Here is a 13,177-nt window from a genome sequence, read left to right on the forward strand (position 1 = left end):
TAGCGCTTGGGGCGCAGGTGTTAGGCCGCGATGCGGTAGATGCGGGCGGCGTTGCGCCCGAACAGGTCCCGCCGCTCATCCAGCGAGAAGCCACCCAGAATCTGGTGATAGGCGCCCATGACGCGATCGATGTTCCCGAACAGACGGTCCGTGGGAAAATCGCTGGCCACCATGCAGCGGTTCGCGCCGAAGAGATCGATGGTCTCAAGGATCAACGGCCGGATGCTGTCCACCGTCCATCCCCGATCCACCAGGCCGAAGCCCGAAAGCTTCACCGCCGCGTGCGGCAGGGCGGCCAAAGCGCGCATGCCCGCCCGCCAGAAAGCCAAGCCACCCGGCTCATGCAGCAGCGGCATGCCGCAATGGTTCAGGATCAGCGGTATCTCCGGATGGGCCGCCGCCAACTCCGCAGCGGCGGCCAGCTGACCCGGGTAGCATTGCAGGTCGAACGACAGGCCGTGACGGGCCAACCGGGCATAGCCCTGCCGCCAGGCCGGATTGGCCAGTGGATCGTTGCGATTATAGGTCCGGCGCGGATCCAGGTGCCAATTGGCGATGTGCCGGATGCCTCGTACCCGGGGGTAGGCGGCCTGTTGCTCCAGCATCTGTTCGACATCACCGCCATCAAGGGCGGCGAAGGCGACAATGGCGCTGGGCAAGCCGCCCTCCTCCGCCAATTGTTCCAGCCAGGCGGTTTCTTCCAGCGCCTGGGCCGGGTCGGCGCCGGCATCAATATGCACGGCACCGACCGGCGACCATGGGGCCAGTTCTTCCCGGTAGGCGTCAGGCAGATAGGTATGGGCGATGGCTTCGGTGCTGCCATTCGGCCCGTCGTCCGAGAACGGCGGTGTTAGCCAAGCGTACTTGAGCCGATCCAGGTTCCAGAAATGGACGTGGGCATCTACGAACGGAATCGCATCCATCGCCTATCCTCCCTTTGTTCTTAGCCGTCAGAGGAGAAGGCTAGTACGTCGTGCGACCGCCTGAGGTATCGAAGGTCGACGCCGTGGTGAAGCTGCATTCCTCGCTGGCCATGAAGCAGACCATGGCCACGCTCTCCTCCACATGGCCCAGGCGCCCCATGGGAATCTTGGAGCGCATGTAGTCCACCTGGCTCTGCGGCAGCTGGGCCAGGATGGGGCTTTCGAAGGTCGCGGGGGTCAGGCTGTTGACCATCACGCCCTTTCCGGCCAGTTCCTTGCCCAGCGACTTGGTGAAACCCAGAACGCCGGCTTTACTGGCGGAATAGGCGCTGGCGTTGGGGTTGCCCTCCTTGCCGGCCACCGACGCGACGTTGACGATGCGGCCATAGCCGTTGGCCAGCATCAGCGGCACCAGCGCACGGCAACAATAGAACAAGCCGTTCAGGTTGATGTCGATGGTGCGGCGCCAGCTGTCCAGCGGGAACTCGTGCACCGGCACGGTGGCACCGGTGATGCCGGCGGAGGCCACCAGCACGTCCAGCCGTCCGCCAAGCGCCTGGTGGCTGGATTGGGCCGCCGCCGCGACGGCATCGGCATCGGTGACGTCCAGCGCCACGCTGAAGGTGGCGCCCACCTCGTCCGCAGCAGCGGCCAAGGTGTCGGGATTATTGTCCCAGAGGGCGACCTTGGCCCCTTCCGCCACCAGGCGGCGGGCGGTTTCCTTGCCCAGGCCGGAGGCGCCACCGGTGACGATGGCCGTGCGGCCCGCAAAACGATCCTTGAACACGGTCATGCCAGCACCTCATCCCCCAGGTGGCGCCATTCCACCACCTGCTGCCGCTGGGTTCCCAGCTTCGCGATCCCCAAATCCATAACGTCACCCGCCTTGAGGAAGATGGGGGACGGCTTCTTCCCTTCGCCAACGCCCGGTGGCGTACCGGTGATGATGAGGTCACCGGGGAACAGGGTGATGTACTGGCTGGCGTAGACGATGATTTGGCGGACGTTGAAGATCATCGTCCGGGTATTGCCGGTCTGCATGCGCTGACCGTTCACGTCCAGCCACATGCCCAGATCCTGCGGGTCGCCCACCTCATCGGCCGTCACCAGCCAGGGGCCCACCGGGCAGAAGGTGTCGTGGCCCTTGCCCTTGCTCCACTGCGTGCCGCGCTGCTTCTGATTGAAGCGTTCCGACACGTCATTGGCCAGGACGTAACCCGCCACATGATCCAGGGCCTGGGCCTCCTCGACATAGCGGCAGGTCTTGCCGATGACGACGCCGAGTTCCACCTCCCAGTCGCTGTGGGTGGAGTTCCTGGGCAGCATCACCTCATCGTTCGGCCCCGTCAGACTGGACAGGGCCTTGGCGAACATCACCGGCTCGGTCGGGATGGGCAGATTGGATTCGATGGCATGGTCCTCATAGTTGAGGCCGATGGCCACGATCTTGCCGATGCCCCGCACCGGCACGCCATACCGAGGCGTGCCGGGCACGGCCGGCAGGCTGGCCGGATCAACGGCGGACAGACGGGCCAACACGTCGGACGTCAGCGCCGCCGGCGTGATGTCGGCGATGCGGGAGGACAGGTCACGGATGACGCCATCGGCGTCGACCAAGCCCGGCTTTTCTTCGCCGCGGCGGCCAAAGCGACAGAGCTTCATAAGAAATGATCCTTAGTGCGTATAGGGGCGGTGCAGGGTGACGGCGGGGTTGAGCTCCACACCGAAACCGGGCTTGTCCAAGGCCGTGGCCTTGAGGCGGCCATTGACCGGAACGGGCTCGCCCAGCAGCTGGGGATGGAACATGGGCTGAACCTGGTCGGCCTTGGGCGCCATCATCAGGAACTCGGCGAACGGGCTGTTATGCCGGGTGATGACGAAGTGATAGCTGTAGACGCTGGAGCCATGGGGGATGACCATGACGCCCCGGCTGTCGGCCATGGCGGAGATCTTCAGCAGCTCGGTGACGCCGCCACACCAGCCCACGTCGGGCTGGATGATGTCGCAGCACTCCATCTCCATCAGCATGCGGAAGCCCCAGCGGGTGGCCTCATGCTCGCCGGTGGTCACCAGCATGCCGGCGGGGGCGGCCTTCTTCAGGGCGGCATAGCCCCAGTAATCGTCGGGGCTCAGCGCCTCCTCGATCCACTTCAGGCCATATTCCTTGGCCTTGTGGGCCAGGCGGGTGGCGTAGTTCAGGTCCAGCGCCATCCAGCAATCGAACATCAGCCAGAAGTCCTCGCCACACCGCTCCCGCATGGTGGCCAGCTCGGCGATGTTTTTGGCCAGGCCTTCTTCGCCCTCGGCGGGGCCGTGGTGCAGGGGCATCTTGCCACCGATGAAACCCATGCCCTTGGCCAGGTCCGGCCGCGCGCCGGTGGCGTAGAAGCTGAGCTCATCGCGCACGGCCCCGCCGAGCAGCTGGTACACCGGCTCCTGCCGCAGCTTGCCCAGCAGGTCCCACAGGGCGAGGTCGACGCCGGAGATGGCGTTCACCACCAGGCCCTTGCGACCGTAGTACTGGGTCCCGAAGTACATCTGGTCCCAGATCTTCTCATAATCGGTGGGGCTGCGGCCCTCCAGGAAGCGGGCTAGGTGCTTTTCCACGATATAGGCGGCGGGCTCGCCGCCCGTGGTGACGGCGAAGCCGACAGTGCCGTTCTCCGCCTCGATCTCCACCACCAGGGTGCCCAGCACGTTGATGCCGAAGCTCTGCCGGCTTTGCCGGTATTCCGGGTACTTGGCCATGGGCGTGGCGATATGGTCGTCGATCCAGTGGCCATCGCCCTGGTCGTGATAGTCCGCACCGCCGCCGCGCACCACATAGGCGCGCACCTGTTTGATCTTCGGCAGCATCAACCCCTCCCTTGACCTTGCTTCTCGCCCGGCGTTCCCGCGCTTCGCAGGTACCGCCGAGATTGGATATTGCCATATGATGGAATTGTGTTCTATATGATAGAAAAAATCGCGTCAACGGGAAGATGCCCGTAAACAGACCGTGGTGCGATCACGGCCAAGGCAAGAGCCAGAAAGATCCGATCCTCACATTTGTATGGGACGTCAATCGGCAATGATTCTCAGGATTGTGGAAATCCTTAAGAAACAACCACCTAGAGCATCCGCCTTATTGACTTCATAGTCGAGATTCCATGTCTGATAAATTGTCAGCATGACCGAAATCATAGAATTATGACTGGGAGATACTGCACCATGGCAACGCCACTACTCGCCGGAAAGGTCGTTCTAGTGACTGGCGCATCGACCGGCATCGGCCGGGCGGCCGCCATCGGCGCCGCGCTGCACGGTGCCGACGTCGCCATCAACTATCACTCCGACGACGCCGGCGCCGCCTCTTGCGTGGCGGAAATCAAGGCCTTTGGGCGGCTTGCCGTGGCAATCAAGGGTGACGTCGCCGATCCGGCCACCGCCACCGACTTCATAACCCGCGCCTGCGACGCCCTGGGCAAGGTGGACGTTTTCGTCAACAACGCCGGCATCTGCCCCTTCCACGCCTTCCTCGACATGCCGGCAGAGACGCTGGAACGGACGATGCGGGTCAACCTACACGGCGCCTACTACATGGTGCAGGCGGCCGCCAACCGTATGGTGGCTCAGGGGAATGGCGGCTCCATCATCGCGGTGTCTTCCATCTCCGCCCTGGTTGGCGGCGAATATCAGACGCACTACACCCCGACCAAGGCCGGGGTGCATTCCCTGATGCAGTCGGCGGCGATCGCCCTGGGCCGCCACGGCATCCGCTGCAATTCCGTGCTGCCCGGCACCATCCTGACCGAAATCAACAAGGACGACCTGGCGGACGAAGGCAAGCGCACCCGCATGGCCGCCCGCGTGCCTTTAGGCCGTCTCGGCGCGCCTGAGGACCTGGCCGGCCCCATCGTCTTCCTGGCGTCGGACCTGGCCCGCTATGTCACCGGCGCCGCCCTGCTGGTGGACGGTGGCGCCTTCGTGAACCTGCAGTAAGCCCGTCTCATGCTCGCCCGGACACGATACGCCCTCCTGATGGGCGCACTCATTTCGGCCATGGCCGCCAACGCGCCCGCCGGCGCGCAACAGGCCGCTCCCCCAGCCAACCCCAACGCCATCATTCTTGGCACCGGTGGTGTCGAGAATGGCGCCGCTGAAGAAATTTGGTATGGCCGTGGGGTGCAACTGGCGGTGCGCAATGTCACCCAGTCGACCCTTACGCCCGTGCTGCCGGACAAGGACAAGGCCACCGGTGCCGCCGTTATCGTCGCGCCCGGCGGGGCCTACCGTGTCCTGTCCATGAATAACGAGGGCTGGTCGATCGCGCACTGGCTGGCGGATCATGGCGTCGCCGCCTTCGTCCTCAAGTACCGGCTGATCCCGACCCCCGCCGACCCGCCGGCGTTCGCCAAGCTCATGACGAGCCGCTTGGCCGAGATGGCCCAGGCACCGGCCGGCACCCCTTGGCCGGCGTTCCCCCCCGCGGTGGAGGACGCCGAAGCAGCCCTGAAGCTGGTACGCACCCACGCGGCCGATTGGGGCGTGGATCCTGGACGCGTCGGACTGATGGGATTTTCCGCCGGCGCCCGGACCATACTTGCCGTCACCTTGCGGGCCACGCCGGACAGCATGCCTGCCTTCATCGCACCCATTTATGGACCGATGAACGCCGAGACCGTGCCCGAGAAAGCCCCGCCCCTGTTCGCCGTGATGGCCATCGATGATCCGCTGCTGTCCAAGACGGATTTCGGCCTCATCCAAAGCTGGCGCCAAGCGCACCGGCCCGTGGAACTCCATGTCTATCAAAAGGACGGGCACGGCTTCGCGGCCGGCAATCCGGGAACGACGGCGGCGGCCTGGCTGGACTCGTTCCTGCTGTGGCTGCGCATGAACAAAATTCTGCCGCCGTCCACCTGAGTCACTTCACATGGTCGTGGACAAAGCGCCCGGCCTATATTAGAACGTCACCGTTCGTTTTAATCCGACAGCAGCCCGCCGCAGGGATGCCAAAACACTGGGAGATCGCCATGTCGTTTCTGAAATACACCGCCCTCGCCATCGCGGTCGCCGCTGCCCCGCTAAGCCACGCCGCTTTCGCCCAGTCGGCCGCGCCGGCCGCTGCTGCGCACGCCGCCCCGGCCCATTACAGCACCGCCGAAACCGAAATCGGCAAGCTGCTGGATGATCCGGCCGCCAAGGCGCTGCTGGACAAGTACATCCCCGGCATGACCAGCAACGACCAGATCGACATGGCCCGCGCCATGACCCTCAAGGATATTCAGCAGTATTCGCCGGACCAGGTGAATGACAAGGTCCTGGCGCAACTGGACGCTGAATTCGCCAAGATTCCGGCGAAGTAACCAGCGTAGTGTCGCCTCGGCGACATTGTTCTTCTCTCCGATTCATAACTCGGCAAGGTCGTGGACACCCACGGCCTTGCTTTTTCTTTGCCATTGCGCCTCCGGGCCCGACCCGGCCAAGCATCCTTATAATGATACGATATCGTTCGATTAAACTTTCCATTTGCCGTCGCACCTGATAGGAAATCCCCACAAGGCCGCGCCGTGAAAACGGGCAATCCGGTTTCACCTTTTCCGCTCTGCGCGCCATCCTCCGTCAGCCGAAGTCCACCATGGCAGAGACCGCCCCTGGGTCGCCGACACCCGCCCCGCCCCCCGCTCGCCGCGGTGGACGTTTTCTATCCACCATCCTGATCACGACCTTGGTGGGCGCGGCCGGCGCCGGCTATGCCTATCATCAGGTCCAGGGGCGCTATTTCCAGGAAACGGATGACGCCTACGTCCACGCCGATGCCATCGTCATCTCATCCAAGGTTGCCGGCTATGTCGCCGAGGTCCTGGTGGAGGATAACGCCGAGGTTCAGGCCGGCCAGCCGCTGCTGCGGATCGACCCCCGTGACTATCGGGCCCAGGTGGCCCAGTCCCAAGCCCAGGTCGCTGTAGCCAAGGCCAACGCCGAGAACATCCGCGCCTCGATGGCGGAGCAGATCGCGGCAATCGAACGCGCCCAGGCCCAACTGGATGCCGCTGAAGCACGGGCGATTTTCGACCGCAGCCAAATCATACGGTATGAGCCTTTGGCCAAATCCGGCGCCGAACCGGCTGAGCGCCTGGCCCAGCTGCGCCAGACCGCCAGCGCCTCAGCGGCCGACGTGACAGCCCAACGGGCCGCCTTGAGCATGGCCCAGCGTCGGAGCGCCACGCTCAAGACCCAGTTGCAGCAGGCGATGGCCCAGGCGGACGCGGCCCAGGCGCAGCTGGACGCCGCGGCCGTCAATCTGGAGGCCACACTGATCCGCGCGCCGGCGGCCGGCCGGGTGGGGGACAAGACGGTCATGCTGGGGCAGTTGGCCCAGCCCGGAACACGGCTGCTGTCCATTGTCCCGGCGGACAAGGTCGACATCGAGGCCAATTTCAAGGAAACGCAGATCGGGCTGATGCGGCCGGGCCAGCCAGTGAAGATCACGGTCGACGCCCTCAGCGGCCAAGAGTTGAGCGGACGGGTGGCCAGCATCGCGCCTGGCACGGGCGCCCAGTTCTCCTTGCTTCCGCCCCAGAACGCCACCGGCAACTTCACCAAGATCGTCCAGCGCGTGCCGGTGCGCATCATCCTGGAGGCCGGGCCTGAAACCCGGCAACTGCTTATCCCCGGCCTGTCGGTAACAGCGACCGTCGATACCCGCGGAGCCAAGGATGTGCCGGCCCGCATCGACCGCGAGCAGCGATCCGCTGTCCGGCAGGGCACCTGACATGGTGACCGCGCAGGACACGGCGGGCCGCACCAACGCCGACCTCACGGCCTGGCTGGCGGTCGCGGCCGGCACGCTGGGCGCCTTCATGGCCACCCTGGACGTTTCCATCGTGAATTCCGCCCTGCCCACGATCCAGGGGGAAATTGGCGCGACGGGCACGGAGGGCACCTGGATCGCCACCGCCTATCTGGTGGCGGAGATCATCATCATTCCCCTGACCGCCTGGTTGGAGCAGCTGCTGGGCCTCCGGCTCTTCCTGCTGGGGGCCACGCTGCTGTTCACCGGCTTCTCCGTCCTCTGCGGTATTTCTTCCAGCCTCCCGGTCATGATCGTCGGCCGCATCGGCCAGGGGCTTACCGGCGGGGCCATGATCCCCACAGCGATGACCATCATCGCGACCCGCCTGCCCCGGCACCAGCAACCCATCGGCAGCGCGCTGTTCGGCATCACCGCCATCCTCGGGCCGGTGATCGGCCCCCTGATCGGTGGCTGGCTGACGGAGAATATCAGCTGGCATTACGCTTTCTTTCTCAATCTCCCGGTTTGCACCGCCCTGGTCCTATTGTTGCTGCTGGGCCTCCCGCGCCAAGGCATGAGGCTGGATCGGCTGCGCGAGGCCGATTGGTTGGGGATCATCGGCCTGACCCTGGGCCTGGGCGCCCTCACCGTCCTGCTGGAAGAAGGACAACGCGAACTGTGGTTCCAGTCGCCCCTCATCCTCCAGATGGCCTTGTTGGCGACCTTGGGCTTCGCGCTGCTGATCGTGGGGCAGGTCACCGCCCCACGGCCGGTCATCCATCTTGGACTGCTGCTGAACCGTCAGTTCGGGTCGGTGGCGATGATGGGCATGGTGGTGGGCATGGTAGTCTACGGCAGTTCCTATGCCATCCCGCAGTTCCTGTCGGTGATCGCCCAGTACAACGCGCTGCAGTCCGGCACCATCGTCCTGATCTCCGGCATTCCCAGCCTGCTGCTGATGCCCTTCACACCCTGGATGGTGCGCGTCCTCGATATCCGCGCGGCCCTGGCCGCAGGCTTATTGATGATTGTGGCCAGCTCCTTCCTGGACACCGATCTCTCCTCCGCCTCGACCGGTGGCGGCTTCGTCTTTTCGCAGCTTCTGCGCGGTGCCGGCACCATCTTCGCCTTCCTGTTCCTGAGCCAAGCCGCCATCACTTCGGCCCCGGCGGAATACACGGGCGACGCTTCCTGCCTGTTCAACGCGGTGCGCAACCTGGGTGGTTCTTTCGCCTTGGCTGGCATCAGCGCCGTCCAGGACCAACGCACCTGGTTGCACAGCCGGCGGCTGGAGGAGGCGCTGCACGCCAACGGCCTTATGGTGCAGGAATGGCTGGCCGGGCTGGCCCGCATCACCGGCAGCCGCGGCGGCGCCCTGGAGATGGTCTCCAGCCAGGTCCAGCAGCAGGCCCTGACCATGACCTACAACGACCTGTTCTGGCTGCTGGGCGTGGGCTCGGCCTGCGTGCTGCCCCTGGTCCTGTTCCTTAAACCCCTACCCAAGGGCGCCGCGCTGGCGGCCATGCACTGATGCGCACCTTCCCGCTTCCCCTCATCGCCTTGGCCTTCGTCGCCGGCTGCACCGTCGGCCCTGATTATGCGGGCCCGCCCGAGCTGCCTGGCAACCTGACCGCCGCCGGGATGTTCCATCGCCAGGGCGATACCGCTTCCCTTGCCCGCGCGCCCATCGCGGCTTGGTGGGAGACGCTGGCCGACCCCGCGTTGACGGCACTGGTGCAGCAGGCGCTACGCGCCAGCCCCACCCTGGCAGCGGCACAAGCCAAGCTGCAAGGCGCCAGGGCTGGACTGGCCCGGCAGCAGGCGGATGGCATGCCCAAGGCCAGCGCCCAAGCGCTGTACCTCCATACCCATACGCCCAGCGACCTGCTAGGCGGCACGACCGAAACCTCGACCGACAGCGATTTCGTCAATATTGGTTTCGACGCCGCTTGGGAAGCCGATCTGTTTGGCGGCCACCGGCGTGCGGTGGAAGCCGCCGGCGCGCAAGCCGAAGCCAGCCGATACGATCTGGGCGATGCCCAGATCAGCCTGGCGGCCGAAGTCGCCCGCGCTTATGTCGGCCTGCGCAGCGCCCAGGAACGGCATCGCCTTACCCTGCGGTCCATCGGACTGCTGGAGGAAATGCTGGCGCTGTCCCGCCAGCGCCAGTCCGCCGGAACCGCTCCTGCCATTGCGCTGACGCCCCTGCTGGGCCAACTCGCCACCGCGCAGGCCGATGAGGCCGAATTGGCCACCGAGGTGGAAGGATACCTGGATCAACTCTGCCTGCTCACCGGCCAGGTGCCGGGTTCTCTGGATACGAGCCTGGGTAGCGACGCTCCTGTTCCCCTGCCCCCTGCCGAGGTAGCGGTGGGCGATCCGGCCCAACTGCTGCGCCACCGGCCTGACATTCGCGTCGCCGAACGGACGCTGGCCGCCGCCACCGCGCAGATCGGCGTGCGGGAGGCTGACAAGTTCCCGCGGGTGAGCCTGCGCGGCCTGGTGGGCCTGGGTGGCAACGGACTGGCGGCCCTCACCCATGTCGGCAACACGGTTGCCCTTGGAACGCCGTCGCTCAGCTGGACTTTCCTGGACTTCGGCCGGGTCACCGCCGCGGTGGACCAGGCCACCGCCGAGCGGGACGCAGCGGAGGCCCAATATCGCGCCACGGTTCTGAAGGCATTGTACGAAGCCGAAAATGCCCTATCGCACTTTGGTGGACAGCGGCGGCAACTGGCGCGGGTAGCAACCGCCGAAGCGGCCGCTGCTGAGGCGGTGGATCTCACCCGGCAGCGCGCCACGCGGGGCACGGCCAGCCGCCTGGACCTCCTCGATGCGGAGCGCCACCAGACCCAGGCCCTCATCGCGACAGCCCAAGCCACGGCGGCGCTGACGCTGGATTACGTGGTCTTGCAGAAGAGCCTGGGCCTGGGATGGAGCGAGACCCAGGCGACCGCCCAAGCATTATAAGGACGGGGTCATTCGGTGGACGGTCGCAGCGTCAGCCACGCTTGTGCCGCTTCATATACTGCTTGGGCGTCATGCCGATCGCTCTGCCGAACGCCACGCAGAAGCTGCTGGGTCCTGAATAACCCAAGCGGTGCGCGATCTCCTTGAGCGTCAGATCGGTATCGCACAGCAGGCTCTTGGCCTTCGCCATCCGCACATCCGCCACGAAGTCCCCGATCCTCCTGCCGGTCGAGGCCTTGAACGCGCGCGAGAGGTGCCGGGGGCTGATCTCGCACAGAGCCGCCAGTTCCTTGAGCGGCGGGTGGTGATCAACCATGCCCTCGACATAGTTGGTCAGACGCCGCAGTTGCCAACCAGCTAAGGCGCTTTCCGCCAACATCTCGTCGCGCCCGGCATCGCCCAAGTAGCGACCGAGTTCGATAAGGGAGACCTCTGCCAGGGTGGCGACCAGCCTCTCGCGACCGGGCTGGGCCTCGGTCAGCTCTTTCAGAAGCCGGTACAGATCACGGCGAATAGTAGGCGCCCGGATGTCTATGGCGGCTGAAATCTGCCGTTCCGACCAGGGGCCGCTCAGGCCGCTCGCCTGCTCGAACCACGGCGACGGGAACATGCAATAAAGGCCGCGATACTGCTCCGCCCCACCGGGCGCCTCAACACGAAGCCGGGCGCCACGCGGCACGAAGATGACATCGCCAACCGGCGCCCAGGCTCCCGGCTTGCCCGTCGCATCCAGGAAGCTGCAGCGTGAGAAGCGGACCTCGGGCGTCAGCGACATGCTGAGGGTATGGGCATCGGCTTCAAACTCTCCCTCGAAGGGAGAGGGTTGCCGATACGTCTGGACTTCAAAGGTCCCCTCACCAAGTGCCAGGGCCGCATCCACGCTGTAGGGAATTGGAGAGACCATCTTGGGCCCATCGCTTTGTCGCTTACCGTCGGTAGCCATCTAAAAAGAAATGGCCATTTCGAGAAATGAATACCGAAAGGCCCTGGCGTCCCTCCGGTCTACCTTATCGGCACCCTGACCGGTGGACAACACGGGTCGGCAGAAAAATCGACTTGGGAGGGAAAATCACGTGTCCGAATTTAATTATTCCGACTACACGCATGATTTCATGGGAAAAGTCGGCAACATCGAGGACTTTTCGCGCGACTTTCTCGCCGAGTTGGCGCGCATTTTCGAAGACACGCTGCACTTCCAGTATTACGCGCACACCACCGTGTATTCAAAGAAGGTTGGGGTGAACGCCGCATGGGACGTGGCGGCGCAGATGTCTCGCGGCCCACTTCGTCAGTCCATGCCGATGGCCCGCTTCATCGCCCCCGAAGGCTGGGATTGGAAGAGCGCGCAATACCAAGCCAAGCCTTTCGACATCCAAAGCAGCGACCTGGCCAAGCCGGCCCTGATCCGGCTCATCCAGAGCTACTGGGACCAGTACCTGAAGGCGCACAACTATTGGATCGACATCTGGGTCAAGTCCATTCCCGAGGAAGAGGTGTGGAATGGCCTGCCCGAAGTCTACGAACACATCATCGCCTATCAGTATCCGAAGCTTGCAAAGCTGTTCAAGATCGAGCCGGTTCACGTCGTCGACTACCTGAAGATGGCGGTCCTCAGCATCGACGGCACGCTGGGCTACGGTGGCGAATATATCGTCATCAATCCGGACTACATCGTCCTGAACCTGAATCGCTGCGAGGTGATGCAGAAATACATGGATGAAGGGCTGTATCCGCCGGACCGGGCCTGGCGGAACTGCACCTTCGAGCAGCGGATTTCCGCGCCCTTCTTCCCCGGCTGCAAGTTGGAGATCAAGCTGCCGCCACCAGACCTGAAAATCCCCCAGGGCCATCCCTTCTGCGTTTGGATCTACACCCGGGGGGATCAGACGGCGGCCGGGTACAAGCCCCTCCCGCCGCAGCCGCAATTCCAATTCAACTCGGCGGAATAAGCGGCACCTGGGATGCCCGCAGCATGGTGGGCGTGCTTGACGGACTGGTCGAAGCCGAGAGATCCGGATGCGACGTGGCGATCATTGCCTGGGGTGGTGATCCCGCGTTGCAGCCGGCGCGCGACCTGGTTTCCATGCCGTCATCGGCCTGACCGAGAGTGCAATGCACATCGCTTGTGCTCTCGGTCACCGTATCAAGGTCGGCACGATGGACGATGCCTCCATCGCTCTGATCGAGCGTAACTTTATCCTTTGTGGCCTGAAAGGGCACGCGATCCAACCAAAACCCGTTCGGTCCCACGTCCTTGGTGCGCCATCGCGTGATTGGTTCACCGATGAGCAGACACTTCGGCAACAGGTCGTTCCCCGCTTTGAAGCCGTGACAAAGGGTTTGATCGAGGACGACGCTGAAGCCAGCGACGCCGGCCAGTTCCACGTCGGGCGCCATGCCCTGTGCTGGGTCATGCGTTAGCGTCCGAGAGCGTGGTGGAAAATCGATGATCGCCCGGGGTGGGGCATGCCCCACCCCGGGCGGTGGCAGGTGCGAGGTGGTCATTGGT

13 protein-coding genes are annotated in these 13,177 nt (G+C 64.6%); 7 read left to right on the top strand and 6 right to left on the bottom strand.

The window, feature by feature from the left end; translation table 11 throughout:
- Nucleotides 1-20 precede the first annotated feature (20 nt).
- Genes FBZ88_RS14900 through rhmD form a run of 4 tightly spaced genes read right to left on the bottom strand, consistent with a single transcriptional unit; the run spans nt 21 to nt 3,779 of the window.
- Entirely contained in the window at nt 21-923 is a 903-nt protein-coding gene (locus FBZ88_RS14900) for an amidohydrolase family protein (RefSeq protein WP_145613697.1), read from the bottom strand.
- Between the two features lie 40 nt (nt 924-963).
- A complete protein-coding gene (locus FBZ88_RS14905) occupies nt 964-1,716 on the bottom strand; it encodes an SDR family NAD(P)-dependent oxidoreductase (RefSeq protein ID WP_145613698.1) in 753 nt (250 codons plus the stop codon).
- A complete protein-coding gene (locus FBZ88_RS14910) occupies nt 1,713-2,585 on the bottom strand; it encodes a 2,4-didehydro-3-deoxy-L-rhamnonate hydrolase (RefSeq protein WP_145613699.1) in 873 nt (290 codons plus the stop codon). Before FBZ88_RS14910 ends, FBZ88_RS14905 begins: the two co-directional genes overlap by 4 nt.
- A 12-nt stretch (nt 2,586-2,597) precedes the next feature.
- Entirely contained in the window at nt 2,598-3,779 is a 1,182-nt protein-coding gene (gene rhmD / locus FBZ88_RS14915; RefSeq protein ID WP_246134626.1) for an L-rhamnonate dehydratase, read from the bottom strand.
- A gap of 354 nt (nt 3,780-4,133) precedes the next feature.
- Here rhmD and lra1 point away from each other — a divergent pair, with 354 nt between their 5' ends.
- The 6 genes from lra1 to FBZ88_RS14945 all read left to right on the top strand — a co-directional run bounded on the left by lra1 (nt 4,134) and on the right by FBZ88_RS14945 (nt 10,668).
- Nucleotides 4,134-4,904: an L-rhamnose 1-dehydrogenase Lra1 gene (lra1, locus tag FBZ88_RS14920; protein ID WP_145613701.1), complete on the top strand. Its 771-nt coding sequence runs from the start codon at nt 4,134-4,136 to the stop codon at nt 4,902-4,904.
- A 39-nt stretch (nt 4,905-4,943) separates the two neighbouring features.
- Nucleotides 4,944-5,825 (top strand): alpha/beta hydrolase, encoded by an 882-nt coding sequence (locus FBZ88_RS14925; RefSeq protein ID WP_145613702.1) that lies wholly within the window; start codon nt 4,944-4,946, stop codon nt 5,823-5,825.
- A 110-nt stretch (nt 5,826-5,935) separates the two neighbouring features.
- On the top strand, nt 5,936-6,268 hold the full coding sequence (locus tag FBZ88_RS14930) for a hypothetical protein (protein ID WP_145613703.1): 333 nt from the start codon (nt 5,936-5,938) through the stop codon (nt 6,266-6,268).
- Between the two features lie 272 nt (nt 6,269-6,540).
- Nucleotides 6,541-7,677 carry an HlyD family secretion protein gene (locus FBZ88_RS14935; RefSeq protein WP_145613704.1) on the top strand — a complete coding sequence of 379 codons (1,137 nt, stop codon included), beginning with the start codon at nt 6,541-6,543 and terminating at the stop codon, nt 7,675-7,677.
- 1 nt (nt 7,678) lies between these two features.
- A complete protein-coding gene (locus tag FBZ88_RS14940; protein ID WP_145613705.1) occupies nt 7,679-9,229 on the top strand; it encodes an MDR family MFS transporter in 1,551 nt (516 codons plus the stop codon).
- The gene (locus tag FBZ88_RS14945) at nt 9,229-10,668 is read left to right on the top strand and encodes an efflux transporter outer membrane subunit (protein WP_145613706.1); all 1,440 of its coding nucleotides are present in this window, start codon (nt 9,229-9,231) and stop codon (nt 10,666-10,668) included. Before FBZ88_RS14940 ends, FBZ88_RS14945 begins: the two co-directional genes overlap by 1 nt.
- Before the next feature lie 31 nt (nt 10,669-10,699).
- Here FBZ88_RS14945 and FBZ88_RS14950 read toward each other — a convergent pair whose 3' ends face one another.
- Entirely contained in the window at nt 10,700-11,611 is a 912-nt protein-coding gene (locus FBZ88_RS14950) for a helix-turn-helix domain-containing protein (protein WP_145613707.1), read from the bottom strand.
- Nucleotides 11,612-11,741: 130 nt separating this feature from the next.
- Here FBZ88_RS14950 and FBZ88_RS14955 point away from each other — a divergent pair, with 130 nt between their 5' ends.
- On the top strand, nt 11,742-12,617 hold the full coding sequence (locus FBZ88_RS14955) for a hypothetical protein (RefSeq protein WP_211102673.1): 876 nt from the start codon (nt 11,742-11,744) through the stop codon (nt 12,615-12,617).
- On the opposite strand, the gene FBZ88_RS14960 is transcribed toward FBZ88_RS14955, so the two are convergent.
- Nucleotides 12,601-13,065: a hypothetical protein gene (locus FBZ88_RS14960; RefSeq protein WP_145617981.1), complete on the bottom strand. Its 465-nt coding sequence runs from the start codon at nt 13,063-13,065 to the stop codon at nt 12,601-12,603. The two genes, FBZ88_RS14955 and FBZ88_RS14960, sit on opposite strands and share 17 nt — an antisense overlap.
- Nucleotides 13,066-13,177 lie beyond the last annotated feature (112 nt).

The sequence above is a fragment of the Nitrospirillum bahiense genome (genome assembly GCF_007828025.1).
Taxonomy (GTDB): domain Bacteria; phylum Pseudomonadota; class Alphaproteobacteria; order Azospirillales; family Azospirillaceae; genus Nitrospirillum; species Nitrospirillum amazonense.

Bases quoted from the DNA above. Each gene is read 5' to 3' on its own strand.
- FBZ88_RS14900 (WP_145613697.1), bottom strand. From the start codon at position 923: ATGGATGCGATTCCGTTCGTAGATGCCCACGTCCATTTCTGGAACCTG.
- FBZ88_RS14905 (WP_145613698.1), bottom strand. From the start codon at position 1,716: ATGACCGTGTTCAAGGATCGTTTTGCGGGCCGCACGGCCATCGTCACC.
- FBZ88_RS14910 (WP_145613699.1), bottom strand. From the start codon at position 2,585: ATGAAGCTCTGTCGCTTTGGCCGCCGCGGCGAAGAAAAGCCGGGCTTG.
- rhmD (WP_246134626.1), bottom strand. From the start codon at position 3,779: ATGCTGCCGAAGATCAAACAGGTGCGCGCCTATGTGGTGCGCGGCGGC.
- lra1 (WP_145613701.1), top strand. From the start codon at position 4,134: ATGGCAACGCCACTACTCGCCGGAAAGGTCGTTCTAGTGACTGGCGCA.
- FBZ88_RS14925 (WP_145613702.1), top strand. From the start codon at position 4,944: ATGGGCGCACTCATTTCGGCCATGGCCGCCAACGCGCCCGCCGGCGCG.
- FBZ88_RS14930 (WP_145613703.1), top strand. From the start codon at position 5,936: ATGTCGTTTCTGAAATACACCGCCCTCGCCATCGCGGTCGCCGCTGCC.
- FBZ88_RS14935 (WP_145613704.1), top strand. From the start codon at position 6,541: ATGGCAGAGACCGCCCCTGGGTCGCCGACACCCGCCCCGCCCCCCGCT.
- FBZ88_RS14940 (WP_145613705.1), top strand. From the start codon at position 7,679: ATGGTGACCGCGCAGGACACGGCGGGCCGCACCAACGCCGACCTCACG.
- FBZ88_RS14945 (WP_145613706.1), top strand. From the start codon at position 9,229: ATGCGCACCTTCCCGCTTCCCCTCATCGCCTTGGCCTTCGTCGCCGGC.
- FBZ88_RS14950 (WP_145613707.1), bottom strand. From the start codon at position 11,611: ATGGCTACCGACGGTAAGCGACAAAGCGATGGGCCCAAGATGGTCTCT.
- FBZ88_RS14960 (WP_145617981.1), bottom strand. From the start codon at position 13,065: ATGGCGCCCGACGTGGAACTGGCCGGCGTCGCTGGCTTCAGCGTCGTC.